Origin of the sequence: Vibrio chagasii (assembly GCF_024347355.1) — a bacterium.
Classification (GTDB): domain Bacteria; phylum Pseudomonadota; class Gammaproteobacteria; order Enterobacterales; family Vibrionaceae; genus Vibrio; species Vibrio chagasii.
Genome location: NZ_AP025465.1, coordinates 1708640 through 1726231, shown reverse-complemented (window position 1 = coordinate 1726231; position 17592 = coordinate 1708640). Strand labels below are relative to the sequence as shown.

19 protein-coding genes and 1 pseudogene are annotated in these 17592 nt (G+C 43.3%); 12 read left to right on the top strand and 8 right to left on the bottom strand.

The features are described from left to right. Positions 1–68 precede the first annotated feature (68 nt). From OCV52_RS08155 to OCV52_RS08130, 6 genes are all read left to right on the top strand, one after another. The gene (locus OCV52_RS08155; protein WP_061034058.1) at positions 69–875 is read left to right on the top strand and encodes a substrate-binding domain-containing protein; all 807 of its coding nucleotides are present in this window, start codon (positions 69–71) and stop codon (positions 873–875) included. 196 nt (positions 876–1071) lie between these two features. Then, entirely contained in the window at positions 1072–1770 is a 699-nt protein-coding gene (locus OCV52_RS08150; RefSeq protein ID WP_008217899.1) for an ABC transporter permease, read from the top strand. Positions 1771–1780: 10 nt separating this feature from the next. Beyond that, positions 1781–2500 (top strand): energy-coupling factor ABC transporter ATP-binding protein, encoded by a 720-nt coding sequence (locus tag OCV52_RS08145; protein ID WP_008217897.1) that lies wholly within the window; start codon positions 1781–1783, stop codon positions 2498–2500. Then, entirely contained in the window at positions 2478–3062 is a 585-nt protein-coding gene (mobA, locus tag OCV52_RS08140; RefSeq protein WP_017112061.1) for a molybdenum cofactor guanylyltransferase MobA, read from the top strand. The genes OCV52_RS08145 and mobA overlap by 23 nt, the downstream gene beginning before the upstream one ends. Further along, positions 3062–4879 (top strand): bifunctional molybdopterin-guanine dinucleotide biosynthesis adaptor protein MobB/molybdopterin molybdotransferase MoeA, encoded by a 1818-nt coding sequence (locus OCV52_RS08135; protein WP_137406430.1) that lies wholly within the window; start codon positions 3062–3064, stop codon positions 4877–4879. The genes mobA and OCV52_RS08135 overlap by 1 nt, the downstream gene beginning before the upstream one ends. A gap of 217 nt (positions 4880–5096) precedes the next feature. Next, entirely contained in the window at positions 5097–5363 is a 267-nt protein-coding gene (locus tag OCV52_RS08130) for a DUF2960 domain-containing protein (RefSeq protein WP_137406429.1), read from the top strand. A 129-nt stretch (positions 5364–5492) separates the two neighbouring features. On the opposite strand, the gene nagK is transcribed toward OCV52_RS08130, so the two are convergent. Both nagK and OCV52_RS08120 read right to left on the bottom strand, forming a co-directional pair. After that, the gene (gene nagK / locus OCV52_RS08125) at positions 5493–6401 is read right to left on the bottom strand and encodes an N-acetylglucosamine kinase (RefSeq protein ID WP_137406428.1); all 909 of its coding nucleotides are present in this window, start codon (positions 6399–6401) and stop codon (positions 5493–5495) included. A 163-nt stretch (positions 6402–6564) separates the two neighbouring features. After that, entirely contained in the window at positions 6565–7311 is a 747-nt protein-coding gene (locus OCV52_RS08120; protein ID WP_137406427.1) for a tRNA-uridine aminocarboxypropyltransferase, read from the bottom strand. Positions 7312–7379: 68 nt separating this feature from the next. Between OCV52_RS08120 and OCV52_RS08115 the strand changes: the two genes are divergently transcribed. Further along, positions 7380–8177, top strand: a complete 798-nt coding sequence (locus tag OCV52_RS08115; RefSeq protein WP_137406426.1) for a sterol desaturase family protein — start codon at positions 7380–7382, stop codon at positions 8175–8177. A gap of 26 nt (positions 8178–8203) precedes the next feature. Here OCV52_RS08115 and OCV52_RS08110 read toward each other — a convergent pair whose 3' ends face one another. The 3 genes and pseudogenes from OCV52_RS08110 to OCV52_RS08100 form a co-directional block, all read right to left on the bottom strand. Further along, on the bottom strand, positions 8204–8851 hold the full coding sequence (locus OCV52_RS08110; protein WP_137406425.1) for a helix-turn-helix transcriptional regulator: 648 nt from the start codon (positions 8849–8851) through the stop codon (positions 8204–8206). An 88-nt stretch (positions 8852–8939) separates the two neighbouring features. Beyond that, a pseudogene (locus tag OCV52_RS08105) lies at positions 8940–10213 on the bottom strand (L-cysteine desulfidase family protein). 40 nt (positions 10214–10253) lie between these two features. Next, positions 10254–10634 carry a RidA family protein gene (locus OCV52_RS08100; protein WP_004742245.1) on the bottom strand — a complete coding sequence of 127 codons (381 nt, stop codon included), beginning with the start codon at positions 10632–10634 and terminating at the stop codon, positions 10254–10256. A gap of 301 nt (positions 10635–10935) precedes the next feature. On the opposite strand from OCV52_RS08100, the gene OCV52_RS08095 reads away from it, so the two are divergent. Both OCV52_RS08095 and OCV52_RS08090 read left to right on the top strand, forming a co-directional pair. Further along, on the top strand, positions 10936–11673 hold the full coding sequence (locus OCV52_RS08095) for an AzlC family ABC transporter permease (RefSeq protein WP_137406424.1): 738 nt from the start codon (positions 10936–10938) through the stop codon (positions 11671–11673). A gap of 2 nt (positions 11674–11675) precedes the next feature. Continuing rightward, a complete protein-coding gene (locus OCV52_RS08090; protein ID WP_137406423.1) occupies positions 11676–12011 on the top strand; it encodes an AzlD domain-containing protein in 336 nt (111 codons plus the stop codon). 121 nt (positions 12012–12132) lie between these two features. On the opposite strand, the gene OCV52_RS08085 is transcribed toward OCV52_RS08090, so the two are convergent. Then, complete coding sequence (locus OCV52_RS08085; RefSeq protein ID WP_137406422.1) at positions 12133–14187, bottom strand: methyl-accepting chemotaxis protein; 2055 nt, start codon at positions 14185–14187, stop codon at positions 12133–12135. 104 nt (positions 14188–14291) lie between these two features. Between OCV52_RS08085 and OCV52_RS08080 the strand changes: the two genes are divergently transcribed. Next, positions 14292–14777: a C40 family peptidase gene (locus tag OCV52_RS08080; RefSeq protein ID WP_137406421.1), complete on the top strand. Its 486-nt coding sequence runs from the start codon at positions 14292–14294 to the stop codon at positions 14775–14777. A gap of 114 nt (positions 14778–14891) precedes the next feature. Here the strand turns inward: OCV52_RS08080 and OCV52_RS08075 are convergent, their stop codons facing one another. Next, positions 14892–15236 carry a DUF3802 family protein gene (locus OCV52_RS08075; RefSeq protein ID WP_008217871.1) on the bottom strand — a complete coding sequence of 115 codons (345 nt, stop codon included), beginning with the start codon at positions 15234–15236 and terminating at the stop codon, positions 14892–14894. A gap of 505 nt (positions 15237–15741) precedes the next feature. Between OCV52_RS08075 and OCV52_RS08070 the strand changes: the two genes are divergently transcribed. Together OCV52_RS08070 and OCV52_RS08065 are read left to right on the top strand one after the other, a co-directional pair. After that, a complete protein-coding gene (locus OCV52_RS08070; protein ID WP_137406420.1) occupies positions 15742–16608 on the top strand; it encodes a fructosamine kinase family protein in 867 nt (288 codons plus the stop codon). Between the two features lie 58 nt (positions 16609–16666). Beyond that, positions 16667–16870, top strand: coding sequence for a CPXCG motif-containing cysteine-rich protein (locus tag OCV52_RS08065; RefSeq protein WP_102422986.1), 204 nt, complete (start codon positions 16667–16669; stop codon positions 16868–16870). Between the two features lie 100 nt (positions 16871–16970). On the opposite strand, the gene OCV52_RS08060 is transcribed toward OCV52_RS08065, so the two are convergent. Next, positions 16971–17579 carry a riboflavin synthase subunit alpha gene (locus OCV52_RS08060; protein WP_137406419.1) on the bottom strand — a complete coding sequence of 203 codons (609 nt, stop codon included), beginning with the start codon at positions 17577–17579 and terminating at the stop codon, positions 16971–16973. Between the last annotated feature and the right edge of the window lie 13 nt (positions 17580–17592).

Genomic DNA, 17592 nt, shown 5'->3' with positions numbered 1-17592 from the left:
TGTCCTTCTTTGAGCCCTTTAAAACTGAAGACATGTCATTCATTTCTAACAAAATGGACATAATAATAATGAAAGCAATTCCCCTAACTATTGCAGCTCTATCTATCGTCAGTTACTCGGCTAGCAGCGCAGAAGACACCACTCATATCAAGCTTGCGACAACGACAAGCACTTATCATTCTGGCTTACTGGATTATCTACTGCCTGAATTCGAAAAAGATTCGGGTATCAAAGTCGATGTTTTAGCAGCGGGTACTGGTAAATCACTTCGCATGGGTGAAAACGGTGATGTGGATTTGGTGATGACACACGCACCAAAAGCAGAAGCTAACTTTGTTGAGAAAGGCTACGGCGTTTTACCTCGTAAATTGATGTACAACGACTTTGTGATCGTTGGCCCTGAAAGCGACCCAGCGAAAGTTGAATCTCAAAAAGCAGTGGCGGATGTATTTAAAGCGATTGCGACAAACAATGTAACGTTTGTGTCTCGTGGTGATGATTCAGGTACACATAAGAAAGAGATGGGTATCTGGGCTCAAACTAAGATGGAGCCAAACTTTGGCGGCTACCGCAGCGTTGGTCAAGGCATGGGCCCTACTCTAAACATGGCGTCAGAGATGCAAGGTTACACAATGACTGACCGTGGCACTTGGCTGGCTTACCAAAACAAATTGGATCTAAAAATTCTTTTCCAAGGTGACGAAAACCTATTCAACCCTTACCAAGTGATTCTAGTTAACCCAGAGCGTTACCCAAGCATTCACTACCAAGCAGCAAAAACGTTCAGCGATTGGTTGGTTAACCCTAAAGGTCAAAAACTGATTAACGACTTTAAGCTGCACGGCAAGCAACTGTTTGTTGCGAGTGCTGAGTAGTTTTTCGCTCGCTACGTTGTGCTAAATGGGGTTAAAGGTTCACTCTTTGCCAAATAGCACTACGCTTAACGAGTCTGCAAACCAAACACGTAAAGAAATAATAGCTGGCCAATAAGGCTCATTAATATTGTGTCAGCTATGATTAACATCAGTCATTACCGATAAAAACCTATTATCGATTCACACGAGATACTTCATGACCTTATGGCAAACAACGCTAGATGCATTGAATTTACTGGTGAATTTTGACCACGACCTGTGGCAAATTGTCGCGGTGTCCTTCAGCGTATCTTTGTCCGCCATCTCACTGGTAATTGTTCCCTCTATCATCATGGCTTTCTTATTGGCCTACACGGAATTCCCTGGGAAATGGGCGTTACTTTCTGTAATCAACACATTGCAAGCAATACCAACCGTGGTTATTGGCTTATTGATGTACATGATGCTCTCTCGTTCTGGCCCATTGGGGGACTGGCAATTGCTGTTCACTCAAAAGGCTATGATTCTAGGTCAGATGCTGATCTGCTTTCCTATTCTAGTTGCCATGATGCACGGTGCGCTGCAAGCCAGTGATCGCCGAGCAGTGGAAACGGCACGCACTCTGGGAGTTTCAACCACTCGCGTTGCCTGCACCTTGATTTGGGAAACTCGTTTTCCTCTACTGGCGGCAGTCATTGCTGCGTTTTCTCGCATCGTCACTGAAGTGGGTTGTTCAATGATGGTTGGCGGAAACATTATGGGAATGACAAGAAACATCCCTACCGCTATTGCAATGGAAAGTCACAAAGGTGCTTTCGCTCAAGGTGTGGCGTTAGGCATGGTTTTATTGGCATTGGCATTAGCCCTTAACTTTTTCCTTTCTAGTGTGAGAGGAAAAGGCTATTTAAGAACTTAGGAACGCTGTCATGAGTATAAAAATAACAACGCAGCAAATTTCAATGCGCTACAAAGAGCGTGTTTTGTTCCACATCCCTGAATTGTCGATCGGTCCGAACGATGCGATTTATCTTAAGGGCGATAACGGTGTAGGAAAAACCACTCTATTAAAAATTCTGTCTGGATTGATTAAGCCGACTTCTGGCCGTATTCAGTCACCGACACAAAGTTGGCAACATAACCTGTTCCCTAGACTAAAATTTAAAGACATCATCTATCTGCATCAAACACCTTACCTATTTGATGGTTCTGTGTACCAAAATGTCGCTTATGGGATTCGCTTTAGTAAAGAGAGCCAAAAAGATAAGCGAGCTCAAATAATTAATGCGTTGAGGATGGTAGGTTTAGAAACCCTAGCAGATGAACACATTTCTGTGTTGTCTGGTGGTGAACGTCAACGCGTAGCAATGGCACGAGCTTGGATTCTCAAGCCATCAATTTTGCTGATGGACGAGCCAAGTGCTTCTTTAGACAAAGAATCTATTGAAAGATTGGTGATTATGGCCGAAGATCTTCTTCAGAGAGGCGCGAGTTTAGTCATTACCAGTCACCAAACCAACGCGTTAACCGATTTGTGCAAGAAGCAATGGTGGATCAAAGATAACACGCTAGCTGAGTCACCGCTTCTGCAAGTAATTAAAAAGAACAAAGCACAAGAGAATATTTATGCTGCTTCCAACGCAAACTAGTTGGGTTATTTTGGCTGGCGGACAAGCCAGCCGTATGGGCGGAAAAGATAAAGGACTCGTTGAGCTCAACGGTTCCCCGCTTATTCAATACGTTATAGACAAGCTGTCACAACAAGATGTCAGCATCACCATCAATGCCAACCGTAACCTCGACAGTTACCAAGCATTCGCTCCGGTTGTTTCCGATTCGTTCCCTGATTATCCGGGGCCATTGGGCGGTATTCATGCTGGCCTTAAAAACGCGACCACTGATTGGGTCGGTTTTGTCCCATGTGATAGTCCACAAATCAGTGATGATCTTGTAGAGCGCTTTTGTGCGGCGGTAAAAGAAGACAGTGACATTCTTGTGGCTCACGATGGCGAATTCAAACAACCGGTGTTTACCCTATTCCACAAGCGTGTTCTTCCAAAGCTAGAAGCCTTTTTAGAGCGTGGCGATCGCAAGATTATCTTGCTCTATAAAGAGTGCGTCACTGAGTACGTCGACTTCAGCGATGCACCAAATTGCTTTGTAAACCTTAATACGCCAGAAGAACTCACCCAATTCGGAACGCTTCAATAATGAAAGATTCAAAACAACGCCCTAACCTGCCGTTATTAGGTTTTGCTGCCTACAGCGGCACAGGTAAAACAACGGTACTTGAAGCCCTGTTACCTTTGTTAACCGACGCAGGTTTGAAAGTTGGCGTTCTTAAACATGCTCATCACGATTTTGATGTCGATAAGCCGGGCAAAGACAGCTATCGCTTACGTAAAGCTGGTGCAAACCAAATGTTGATCAGCTCTCGTAACCGTCATGTAATGATGACAGAAACGCCAGAAGCCGAAGCTGACTTTGATTATCTGCTTACCCGTTTTGATACCAACACGTTGGATTTGATTTTGGTTGAAGGCTGCAAGAACATCGCTTTTCCTAAAATCGAGCTTCACCGTGATGAAGTTGGTAAACCTTGGCTTTATCCAAATGATGACAACATCATTGCTATCGCAGCCGACAGCAAAGTCGAATCTAACCTGCCACAAATGGCGATCAGCGACTTAGAAGCGATTCGTGATTTCATCATCGACTATACTCAGTCGTTCGACCCAGCTTCGAAAACAAATAAAGTCGCTTCGTGTGCATCTTCAAAAGACAACACGCCAGTTGTGTGTTGTGATTCTTTCTCTCCTGCAGGCCTTACCGTGACTCAAGGTCAGCAAAAGATTGTTGATAGTATTGATGCATTAGAGCTGACGGAATCTGTTGCCTTAGAACAAGGGTATGGTTGCGTATTGGCGGAAGATGTTATTTCACCAATCAATGTACCTCAGAACACGAACTCTGCAATGGACGGTTACGCCATTCGTAGTGAAGATTTGGATCTGGATAGCTACCACGTTGTTGCTGAAGTTATGGCAGGACACAGCTACGACAAGACAGTTCAACAAGGTGAAGCGGTTAAGATCATGACTGGTGCACCAATGCCGGAAGGTGTTGATGTGGTTGTGATGCGAGAGCAAGCCGTTCAAGAAGGTGACACAGTTAGTTTCCCAGACGCGAAAATCTCGGTAGGACAAAATGTCCGTATGGCGGGTGAAGACCTTGAAATCGGCCAACCTGTCTTTACTCGTGGCACGAGAATCGAAGCGCCAGAAATGGGCATGATGGCATCACTGGGTTTCGGTACCTGCCCTGTTCTACGTAAAGTGAAGGTTGGTGTATTCTCGACAGGTGATGAAGTTCAAGCACCAGGTAGTGAGCAGAAACCAAATTCTATCTACGATTCAAACCGTTTTACTATTATTGGTATGCTTCAAAAACTGGGCTGTGACATCGTTGATTACGGAATTATTGAAGATAACGAACAGAAGATGATGGATGTCCTTCATGCTGCGTCGTTAGAGACTGACATGGTATTAACGTCTGGCGGTGTATCTGTTGGTGATGCTGACTACATCAAACTCGCGCTAGATAAACTGGGTGAGATTAACTTCTGGCGCATCAACATGCGTCCGGGGCGTCCTCTTGCTTACGGTAAAATTGAAGATAAACCATTCTTCGGTTTACCAGGTAACCCAGTCGCAGTAATGGTGTCGTTCATCAACTTTGTTGAGCCAGCGATTCGCAAGCTGCAAGGTCAAACAAACTGGACACCAGTAAAAGCGAATGCGGTAGCTACCGAGCAATTACGTTCTCGCCAAGGCCGTACTGAATTTAGCCGTGGTGTGTTCACTATGAACGAATCTGGCGTACTTGAAGTTAAGACAACGGGTAAACAAGGTTCAGGCATTCTGCGCTCAATGAGTGAAGCAAACTGCTTAATTGAAATTTCACCATCGGTTGATACCGTGAAAGTTGGTGAAACAGTGACGATCATTCCGTTGCAAGGTCGTGTTTAATTAATAAAACGGCCTAAGGTGTATTGATTGCATTAAAGTTCGAACGCTCGAAGCCCCTTCTGCGATGGTTTAGTCGTAAGGGGCTTTTATATTTCTGAGCAACCTTAATAAGTAACCCATTAACTAAGTTAATCTTAAGATTTCTTACCATTACCTTGAGCGACGTACGGTTTTTATGTACAGTGCGCCCAAAGTAAAAATTCTATCGGAGCGCATCATGGCTCGTACCATTCTGTACACGTACAAAGACGAAGACAAAGAGTTACTGTTTTCAAAGCAAGAACACCGCACGATCCAAGAAGCGGTTGCTGATGCTGAAGGCATCGACATCACTGAATATTTAAAAACAGAGCAGCAGCTTGAGTTGATTTCAGATACTAAAGCAGTTCGCAACTACCAAGACAATTACTTCCGCAAGCTTGGTTTTTCAAATCTTACGCTGAAGCAAAAAGAAAACCTTGGTGTTGGTAAAAAGAATAAGTAAGTTCTTAGCGAGCTTCGCTCTTGTTAGTCGATAGCTCAAAAACACCAAACAATAAAAAATGCCGCAACTTCTTTCGAGATTGCGGCATTTTTATTTATTCTGCGTAATGTGTTTAGCTGAAAGCCATCACTATTTGATGTTTAGGAATGCAGCACCACGAACGCCACCTGAATCACCGTGTTTTGCTTTGATGATCTTCGGACACTTAGCAACAGACAGTAAGTACTTAGGCACGCGCTTTGGCATTTCTTCGTAGATAAGCTCGAAGTTTGAAAGACCGCCACCCAGTGCAACAACGTGTGGATCTAGGCCAGTAAACAGGTTCGCGAAGCAGATTGCCAAAAGCTCCATGAAGCGGTCAACGTGTTCAGCCGCTTTAGCCTCACCTTCGTTGTAAGCTTGGATTATATCAATCGCTTTCTTCTTCTCGCCAAAGTAGTGCTCGTAAATCAATTCGAAGCCACGCCCCGACAGATAGCTATCTAGACAACCTTTTTTACCACAACCACAACCTAAAAGCGGTGCGTTGTCACCAAGGTGGAACCATGCATCCAAAGGTAGACGCATATGGCCTAGTTCACCGGCAACGTGGTTCCGACCAGAGAATACCTTACCTTCGTAAACTAAACCGCCGCCAAAACCTGTACCTAGAATTAGACCAGCAACCGATGGCTCGTCTTTTAGATCATCATCCCATGCTTCAGAAAGCGCGAAACAGTTCGCATCGTTTTCGATTTTTACGCTACGACCGATTAGCGCTTCTAAATCTTTACGTAGTGGCTTACCTGTTGATGCAGGAACATTAACAACCAGCATAGTGCCGTCGTCTGCGTTTTCCATACCAGGAAGGCCAAGGCCGATTTTGCCTTCGCAAGAGAATTCGCTATCGTATTTCTTTACTAAACCAGCGATCGTATCAAGCAGTAATTGATAGTCATCTGTTGGTGTTGGAACGCGCTCTGTTGCTACTCGCTCAAGTTTCTCGTTGAATGCACCAAATTCAATTTTAGTGCCGCCAACATCGAAGCCGTAATACATGAAATCTCTCCAATTTTTCCCTAAATTCGGGCAAATAAACTCTTTAAATAAAACAACTGGGGAACATTATCCATAACACTCCCCCTACAAACCGTGATAGATAACAAACTTATCTCGTGTTTGAGTCTGTTTGAACAACAAGTCAGCACAAAGCGGTTAAAGGTTAGAGTGACATCTCATTTTTACTGTGCTCTATGAAAGCATTCAGGCTTGGTTTGGTCGGATCTGACTTGTAACGAGTCTTACTTAGCATGTAGCTTTCGCGAAATGCTTCAAACCATAGTTGTAATGTTTTGGCGCCCTGCTCTTCACCAGCTTGTTTTAATACTAAGCTCGCGACTTCTGCAGTTGAAAGGTGTTGCTCATTGTCTGACTTTCGCATCATGTACTGAGAAACGGATTCAGGTTCAATCGACAACACAGGTAGATCTTGTAAGTACTCAGAACGTCTAAAGATACGTCTTGCTTCACGCCAGCTACCATCGATGAAAATCAGTAGTAGTTTTTTATTTGGATTACGCATTTGTGGCAGGTCTTGAACCACTCGCGATTTGTCATCGGTATAATCTTCTGGGAACACAATCACCGGTTGATATTGCTCGTCTTTCAGAACATCCAGCATCTCTGTGTTTGGCTCTGTTCGGTGCCAAAGGTAAACATGGCTGTCTTTTACTGTGTCGACAATCAAACGACCGGTATTACTTGGTTTCAATATTTCGTTATCTGACAAAATCAACATTGTGGCAATATTCGTATCTATGTTCGGTTGGTGCTCACAGATACAGCTGTCTTGTTTGATTTTACAGAACTCACATCGAACCACTTTACACCCGCGCGCATTGAACGGCTTGGTAGAAAGGGACAAACGGTGTTTATATAAACGGTGAAAAGCGTGGATTCTCATGGACAATAACAGTAAATCTAGAAAAGTGGCCCGATTGTACTTACAGTATCGTTAGAATGATAGAAGGAATTCTCATGCAAGACCCATCCTTACTTCGCCTTGTTTTCTTTGTTAGCGCTTTTGTTTTGTGTGCGTTGTGGGAATATCGTGCGCCAAGAAAAACGTTGACTCAAAATAAATGGTTTCGTTGGGGAAATAACTTCTCATTAATGGCGCTTAACAGTGTTTTATTGGCGACATTAGTACCTGTTGCGGCATTTCAAGCGGCACTGATTGCGGAACAAAACCAATTGGGTCTGTTCAATAACATCAGCCTACCCTTTGAAATCATCGTGTTCCTTTGTGTCGCGTTATTAGATCTTGCCATTTACACTCAACATTTAGTCTTCCACCGTATCCCTGTACTGTGGAAACTTCATCGCGTCCATCATGCCGATTTAGATATAGACGTAACCACGGGTACCCGCTTCCACCCCATCGAGATGATTTTGTCGATGTTGATTAAGGTCGCGTTAATTTTTGTATTGGGTGTGCCCGTACTAGCCGTTGTGATATTCGAGGTCGTTCTGAATGTAAGTGCAATGTTTAATCACAGTAACGGTCGTCTACCTTTATGGTTCGACAAACAGCTTCGTAAAGTGATTGTCACGCCAGATATGCATCGAGTGCACCACTCTGTGATTGTCAAAGAGACACACTCTAATTTTGGCTTCTTCTTATCGGTGTGGGATATCTGGTTTAAAACGTATCACGCTCAACCCAAGCTTGGGCACGACAAGGTCAATATTGGTGTGCCAGAAATACGTGATGGGAAGGAACAGAGGCTAGATAAACTGATTACCCAGCCATTTAGATACAACCAGAACAAATAGAATGAGAGATAGCTAACCAACAAACGTTAGGCTTTTAGCTCGCGCAGGTAGCGGTAGATGGTATGGATAGAGATATCGAGTCCTTTTGCCGCAATTTGGGCACTGTCTTTCAAGTCGAAAATCCCCATTTCATGTAATCGAGTGACAATCTCTCGGCTCTTCTTCGATGGCGCGATGTCTGCGTCATTACTTACCTGTTCTCTTACCGTTTCGATTGAGCCGTGCATCATCTCTTCATTACTACGCGCAAAGGTTTCGGGCGTCGTTTGAGGACGATCGACATGTGGTAGCAAACAAGGGACAAGTGAATGCATCACTTCTTGAAATGGTGCGTCGAGGTTGGTGTTGATACACAACAAACCAATGGCTTGTTGTTGAGGGTTTCGAATGATGGTCGTCATTGAGCGTAAGGTTTTGCCATCGGGACATTTTGTCATGTAAGCGCCCGAAACATCGTTACCTTGAGTGAGCTTCATCAATGCTAAATTAGTAATTGGAGCCCCTACTTCTCGCCCGGTGACGTGGCTATTCGCAATTTTAATAATCGAAGGATTACGAACATCTAAACTGTGTAGTAACACTTCGGTATGCTCGCCATACATTGCGGCGATGCCATCAACGATGTTCTCGATTGCGTGCAAGATGTCATAGTCACTTTGAGATAATTCGAACACGGAGTCCTTCCTCTTTTGGCGAGAAAACCGCTAAGTAAAAATTACCAAGCGGTTCGTCTTAAAAATAGTTTGAATCAAAAACGTTTGATTACGCTGACATTATATCAATAATCGTAGAGTCTGTAACACTCATACCAGCGGTAACCAATTTTCCAATATTGCGGATACTGGTCTCAACATCATCAGCAACGATGCCTTGGTTGTGTGCCTCATTACAACGCATTGCCATTAAGAAACCATTAACTGCAGCACTGGTTGAGGTTTTCACTTTCATTGCGCAGGTAGACTTAGCGCCATCACACACCATGCCTGAACAATCACTCAGTACATTTTGAATCGCGTAGCAGCCTTGCTCAAATGATCCTTTTGCAAGATACACCATCGCCATAGCCGCTGAAGCGCTCGTGACTGTGTTCCCACAAAATGCAGACAACGGTGGATAATGCGACTTAATGTAAATCGCACCTAAGTGACTCATGATTAATGCTCGTGCCAATTGCTCTTGAGTCGCTTTAAAGTGCTCGGCAATAACCGCGACAGGGATTGTTGCAGCTATCCCTTGGTTACCGCTACCAAAGTTACTCATGGCAGGTAGCGTCGCACCGCCCATTCGAGCATCAGACGCGGCAGCCGTTTGCATGACGATCTTATTCATCAAGTCTTCTGCCATTAGGCCTAATTGAATGCCTTGTACCATAGTACGCCCGACTTCAAGCCCATAGGCATGAGCTAACCCTTCTTCTGACAGCTTGCCGTTGAGAGCCGATGCTTCGAGTATAAAAGCAATATCGTCGAAGTCCGCACTGGTGGCAAAGTTGTAGATGCTACCAATATCAATATCGATTCCATCACAGATAGAACCTGTTGGTATTGTTTGATCGCAATCTTGGCTGAATAGAACGGTTCCATTTAAGGTTTTTTTGATGATATGAGTATGACCGCCACTGATTTCTACGGCCGCTATTTGACCTTCAGATTCTACTTCCGCATAGCAATAGATGAATTCGTCTACATCTTTACGGTGTGCGCTGACTTGGCCTGCGTCAATCAACGCTTGTGCTTTTTCGACATCTTTTCGCTGATGTTCGCCAATACTTCCAAGCCAGCGTGTGGGTCCCCACCAATCGCACCCACGGCTGCAGCTATGGGTAGGCAAATTTTTCCTGTCCCCGGAACAAACACGCCCATAGAGTTTTTGTATAAATTATCCGATACATACACGCGAACTTTATCGGGTGCACCCACAAGCATCTTGGCCGCAACAGAACAAGCGTAAGCTGCGGAGATGGGTTCTGTACAGCCAAGCGCTGGCTTCACGACGGTATTCAAAATCTCTTTATACTGTTGCCATTGGTGTTTCATAGTAAGGACCTCACACTATTCTTCAATTATTTACGAGCAGCTACTTACGACCAGCAATCGCTTCGATTTCGATTTTCACGCCTAGAGGAAGATCCTTCACTGCAAAACAGCTACGTGCAGGACAGTCTTTTTCAAAGAACTCTTTGTACACTTCATTGAAAGCTGCAAAGTCATTAATGTCTGATAAGTAACACGTTGTTTTTAGTACTTGGTCTAGGTCGCTGCCTGCAGCCTGTAAAACATATTGGAGGTTAAGTAGTGACTGACGAGATTGCTCACTCACGCCACCTTCTACAACACCACCTTTCTCTTTACACACAGGTAATTGACCTGATGTGAAAACAAGGTTTCCGAATGCGTTACCGTGTGAGTATGGACCAATGGCTTCCGGCGCTTGATTTGCTGTAATGATTTCTTTCATGATTCTTCCTATTCAGATTTGCCAAATATTTCAACTACAGTTTAAACACTGAAAACAATAAAATGCAAAAATAGTTGCAAAAATACTAGAAAAATCATTCAATCAAAGATCTCAAAAATGAAAGCTATTTTAAGCTATTGATTATAAATAAATCAAGGCCATACTCTTATTTTACTGAATTCAAAATACCGATCTAAATCAAATAAATTTTAATCTTGATTTGAAAATAATTTCATTCGCCAATACGATTCCCACCATAATTTGCAAATAAATTTGAATTTTTATCTAGGGTGAGCATGTCATGAATAATCAACAAATCCAGGCAGGGTTAAGAGCAATCTTCCCTTTATGCGTTGGTGCATTTCCATTTTCGTTCATTGTGGGAGCGGTCAGTATTACCGCAGGGATGAGCGTTACTCAGAGTACCTTATGGTCTTTCACCGTTTTTGCCGGATCATCACAAATGGTGGCGTTAGGGCTAGTTCAGTCATCAGCAAGTATTGTGGTCATCATGTTTACGACCTTCATCATAAACCTGCGCCATATGCTATACAGCGCTTCAATATCAGAGCACATGAAATCCTATCCCTTTCACGTTCGTATGTTGATGTCCTACGGCCTTACCGATGAGGTCTATGCAGCAACGATCAATGAGATGAAGCAAGAAGGTGAAAGTCGACACTGGTTCTATTTAGCGGCAATGGGTGGTTTTTGGGTTAACTGGGTAGTGGCAGATTTCCTTGGCGCACTGATTGGTTCTTCGTTCCCTGAAATTGCTAACTATGGATTGGATTTCGCGATGGTCGCAGCCTTTATCGCTATCGTGATTCCACAAGTTAAAAGCCGTGAATGTATTGTTGCAGCCATTGTCGCGACCTTTACTGGGGTGCTTCTTGCAGAACTTCCCTACTCTCTTGGCCTTGTAATTGCTGCCGTTGTTGGGGTGTACGCAGGCTACCGAATGGACCTGTCGACTGAACAAGCGGAACAAGAAGCGATCCAAAATGACCTATTAACTCAAGAACGTGGAGTGGCATAACAATGAATACTACGACTTTTATTCTTATTACTCTTGCGATGGCAGCGGCAACCTTTGTTATTCGATTCTCAGTGATTGGTTTAGCTGGTAAGTTTGAGATGTCGGAACGATTCAAAAAGACGCTGCGCTTTGTTCCGGTTACGGTTTTACCTGCGATTATTGCTGTCGAGATATTAGGTGCAGGGCCAGATATGGAATTTGATCTACACAACCCAAAAGTATTGGCCGCAATTGTTTGTACGCTTGTGAGCCTGCGCTTCGATTTGATTTGGGTGGTAATCAGTGGCGTTGCTTCGCTAATATTTTTCAAACACGTCATGCCTACCTTTTTCATGTAAGAATTAGAAGACTAGGTACAAGCAAAAAGGCAGAGCGTGAACTCTGCCTTTTTGCTTTTCGGATTTTAGTGTTTTCGGACGAGGCAGTTTGTGACTTCGCTAGGTGTTTTAAGCAGCAAGGCTATTTCTCTGCGTCGAATTGATACTTATGAAGCATAGCTTGTTGATGGCCTGCGATTTCACCGACTTGCTCAGAACTTTCAATCATGGATTCAAGTTGCAGTTTAGTATTTTCGCCCTGCTCGGATACGCGCGTGATTGAGTGTGTCACATCAACAGTTGCACGAGCCTGTTGCTCAGTTGCGACCATAATTTGCTCGACGCGGCCTTTAATCTGGTTAACTGCAACTTCAATCTTTTCAAAAGCTTGTTTTACATCGCAGCTCGCTTGTAGTGCATTCGCCATTTCAGTTCGTGATTCAGTAACTGACGTACGAGAACGATCCGCCGCCGCCACCAGCTCATTCATCATATTGCGGATATTGGTGGTCTGTTGGGACGTACCACTCGCTAATTTCCTTACTTCATCTGCAACTACCGCAAAACCACGGCCCTGTTCTCCCGCTCGCGCTGCTTCTATCGCGGCATTCAATGCCAACAGATTGGTGTTTTCTGCAATACCACTGATCATGTCGACCATTTCACGGATTTGCTTCACTCGTCCATCCAGATCAGCCATTGACTGCTCGTTCATATTCAAAGAATGTTCTAAAGCTTGTAAGCGCTCTTGGTTTAAACCAATAACCTGGCTACCACTCACCGACTCATCTTCTGCGACCTGAGCATCATCATTCGATGCGTTTGAAATACGAGCGATTTCGCCAATGGACGCTTCAAGTTGTGTGATTGTGGTGATCATATTCTGTAGAGATTCATTCTGCTCATGTAAACTTAAGTTGGTTTGCTCTGCAGCGTCGTGACTCACTTCTGCGGTCTGATAAAGCGTTTCACAATTTCGAGTAACTAAACGTATAGAATCGGCCGTTGAACCGACAACCGTATTAAGTTTAGAGGTGATGACTTGTAGTTCGAGTGGGCCAAGCAACTCGCTCTGCTTCGAAAAGTCATGTTCTGCAAGTGACGTTAACTGGCGTGTAATGTTTTTTAAGCCTTTGTTCATCCAACGACGCAGCATTAGCCACGATGTAATAATGATCATGGCAATCACTAAGCCACTAATGAATAACACGCGGTCAATGTTAGTCATGGTTTGATTTACGACCAGTTCACTTTCATCGATCAATTGAGACGCTGTCGACGATAGCTGATTGAGCGTATTAATCACCGTATTCGCTAGTCCAATCACTTGCGCTAAGTTTTGCTCTTGCTGTTTAACTAACTCTAGCTTAAGCAATATTTGCTTGATGACGCCCTCTTCTGTAAAGCCTTCTTTTACCATTTCATAAGGGGCGATTAGGCTCGCGAACTCTGCAATGTCCGGATGCCAATCAGAGAAATCACTGTAGGCCAAATTAAGACCTGCGATTCGGTTCCTCAATTGACGATATTCATCTTCTGCTTTCTCAAGGTCGTTTTGCATCATCAACATTAAGAAAGTATTGGCCATCGCAGATGCACTCGACGTAAAGCGGTTGGCCGCGTCACTCGCTTCTGGATTATCTTCCACTAAGAAGGAGCTAATACGATTCATTTCAGGACCGATAGAACCTACGCCGTAACGAAACTCAGCAATTTTACTGTCGATCAGATTTTGCTTACTTTGTATTTCAATTTGTGCAGAAAGAACCGTGTTGGTCATTTGTTGTAGCCGTGCCATATCGTCGATAAGGCTTTGCTTTTGTTCGAGAGAAATCGCATCAGGAAAAGATTGGGAGATAAAAAGGAGTTCCTCGAGCGTGTTGTTACTCTCTACAGCGAGTTCATCGATCAAATTACGTGTTTGGTTTAGTGTATCTAAGTCAGTCGATTGGGTGCTATAAGTGAGTAGTTTTACTTGTTCTAATACGCTTTGTGTTAATTCTGCGTTATGCAGAGCGAGTGGCAGAGCTTGTTCAGACAGAGTATCAAAGTAACCTCCTACTCGATCTATGCCACGAATACTGACCATAGATAAAAAGCTGACAAGTAGAAGGATCGAAATAAATACGGCACTCACCGTTTGAATGAGCGAGAATGTATAACGTGAGGGTTTTACCGATAAATTGGTGTCAGTCATGCGAAATCCAGTTTGACTACAAAAAGAGATATCCTTAAGTTAGTCGGTATACTAGAAGCCCTTCATTACGCTTTTATTTCAGTTTTCTTTCAGAAGAGTTACATATGAAATTCAGAAAAATGCTTGCAGTTACAATAACTTTCGCAACATTAACCGCTTGTAGTTCAGCACCATCCCCTTCTAAAAACAGCCAAATTGCAAATAAACCTCTATCAAAGTCAGAACAATTGACTACTAATGCTTATATGGGTGTGTACAAGCAGTGGAAAGGCGTACCTTATCATTTCGGTGGAACTTCATTCAGAGGCGTGGATTGTTCAGCTTTTGTTCAAATTGCCGTGCAAAATGCGACACAGCAAGCATTACCAAGAACAACAAAAGATCTGAGTAAACAAGGCGTTGAAATCGCTTATGAACAAGCAAAGAGTGGAGATTTGGTGTTTTTCAAGACGTCTTTCACCGTTAGGCATGTAGGTGTATATTTGGGGAATAACCAGTTCCTACATGCTTCTACATCGAAAGGTGTGATTATATCTAGGCTAGATAACCCATATTGGGCTTCTAAATTTTGGCACTTTAGGCGCATATAGTGTATTTGCGAGGCCACCAATCGAATTAAAGGCAACCTCATAGAGGTGCTACGCTTTCAGTCCCATCAATAAAGAGTACTAACCACAAAAATAGTCAGTAAAGACGAATAGAGGTTAATCGTATTTTGCTACTGCAGTATCAAACAGGTTCTTCACCAATGCGATATATTCATCCAAAAAAACAATCTGTTCGTTCGTCGCTTTCTTAGCCCACACGCCTGCAAGCACTTCCCCTAGATCAGCAACCACGGCATCCGCTTCTTTAAGCAACTGAAAACGTACACTTGAATGCAGCTCAGGGTTTTGCTCGAAGATCGCCATAATGTTGCTTGAAATCATGTCAGTTACTATGTCTTCGACACTTTCGTTTCCAGTATCACCGTTACCGTTAGTAAATACATCTAGGTTAAATGATAAGTGCTCGATTAAAGCTAGGTAGCCATCGGTTTCTACAACCACAATAAATCTCCGTTTTAAGCTCTAAGGCAGATTAATACGTATTAGGCTAATACTATGTATATGAAGTCATTTGTCATCATTTTATTGCTATAACGAGGATTAAAATGATCTTTGTTAGTATTTAAGTTCAAAATTGAATCAATAATACGCGAAGCTGCTGACTCAATAATAATTACCGTGCTGCTCAAACCACAACATCTCAAAGCTCTCTTTAGCAATAGCGCGTCAACCATACCAAGCTATTATTGATTTTCTAGTGGAAGTAAGGTTATTTGGTGTCGCACGTGATATTTGTTCCAACTATTTTGCGATTGGTAATTCACTTGTTACTGATTTATCAAAGGCATTCACACAGTCAGAGTTCACAAAACTGTTAATTGATCTGTACTGTCTTGTACTAGTGCTGAGAACATTGACCAGAACGTCTATAAATCACTCAGATTTGTCCTAAACTATTGCTATCAAACGATAGTATTTCACTCCAACAGTTCATTGAGGATTTCCTATGTGGCAGGCCATTTCTCAACAGCTTTCAGACACACTCTTATTCAATTTTCAGATTACCGAGCGCGTTAAGGTTCCCGATGGTGACATTAACGATTGCTATATGATCAGCGACGGTAATGAACGTTACTTCGTTAAGGTGAATCTGCGAGAGTTCCTACCTAAGTTTGAGATTGAAGCTGAGAACCTACGTTTATTAAGGGAGACTTCAACAGTCTACGTACCTGAGCTCGTGCTGATTGGTAAAACTAAAGAGTGCTCGTTTATCATTCTTAACTATCTGCCTACCAAACCACTTGAGACAGGCAACAACAGTTATGACTTTGGTGTCCAGCTTGCCAAACTTCATCAATGGGGTGAGCAAAAAGAGTTTGGTTGCGACCAAGACAATTACATCGGCAGCACGCTTCAACCAAATCCCTGGCATAAAAAATGGGGCCGTTTCTTTTCAGAACAACGCATCGGATTCCAACTCCAGCTGCTAAAGGAGAAAGGTATCGAGTTCGGGGATATTGACGACATTGTTGGGATGGTGAACATGAGACTTGCTGGCCACAACCCTCGCCCTTCATTACTTCATGGTGATCTTTGGAATGGTAATGTGGCTAATTCAGCATTTGGTCCTATTTGCTACGACCCTGCTTGTTATTGGGGCGACCATGAGTGTGATTTAGCGCTCACTGAATTGTTTCAGGGCTTCCCACCTGAGTTTTATGAAGGATACCAAAGCGTCATGCCGCTTGACGTTGGCTATACTGATCGAAAAGACATTTACAATTTGTACCACCTTCTTAATCACTGTAATCAATTTGGCGGTGAATATCTGGCACAAACAGAAGCGTGCATTCAGAAGATTCAGGCTGTGTAATACTTATCACAATAGATAAGCATTCAGGTGGTATAAGTTAGCTTGAGGAGAATTTGTCATGCAGAAATACACAGAGAAACATGTCTCCTGCCCTCATTGCGGGCACGGTATTAATATAACGCTCGATGCCTCCAATGGCAGCCAAGACTTTTACGATGACTGCCCTGCGTGTTGCAATGCCATCCACCTAGATATGCAAATCGACGAAGTTCGAGACAGAATCAATCTGTCGATCGATGCCGACGATGAGCAGGTGTTTTAATCCAAGATTTTCACTCAAGATCAAAAAAGAGCACATGGGTGCTCTTTTTAATTTAGCGATCTGCGTAAATCGAACAACGCAAATTGAACGGGGCTGTTAGTTACTTCTGATTTGCTAGTACGCGTTCCACAGTATCAACAATCGCTTGAGTTTGAGGATCAAACTCGATATTTACTTCGTCACCGACTTCACGGCCACCAAATAGCGTGCGATTTAGCGTTTCTGGGATTAAATGTACGGAGAAACGGTTCTCTTCCACTTCACCAATCGTTAGTGAGCAACCATCAACACCTATGTACCCTTTACTTAGAACATATTTCATTGATGATTCTGGTAGTTCAAACCAAAGTGTACGGTTGTTTTCTGTTTTGATGACTTCTACTAACTTAGCCATTAACGAAATGTGACCAGACATACTGTGTCCACCAATTTCGTCTCCAAATTTCGCAGCGCGCTCGACGTTCACTTTATCGCCGACATTTAGAGCACCTAAATTCGTTAAACGTAGTGTGGCTTGTATCAGGTCGAAAGAAATTTGGTTGCCTGAAATTTCTGTCACAGTTAGACAACAACCGTTGTGAGCAACAGAAGCGCCAATCGCTAATCCCTCTACCATTTCATCAACCAACTCAATGGTATGAGTCTGAACCAACTCTTTTTTATTGATAGCAACCAGTGTTGCCATGCCTTGAACGATACCTGTAAACATAAGTTTCCTATTT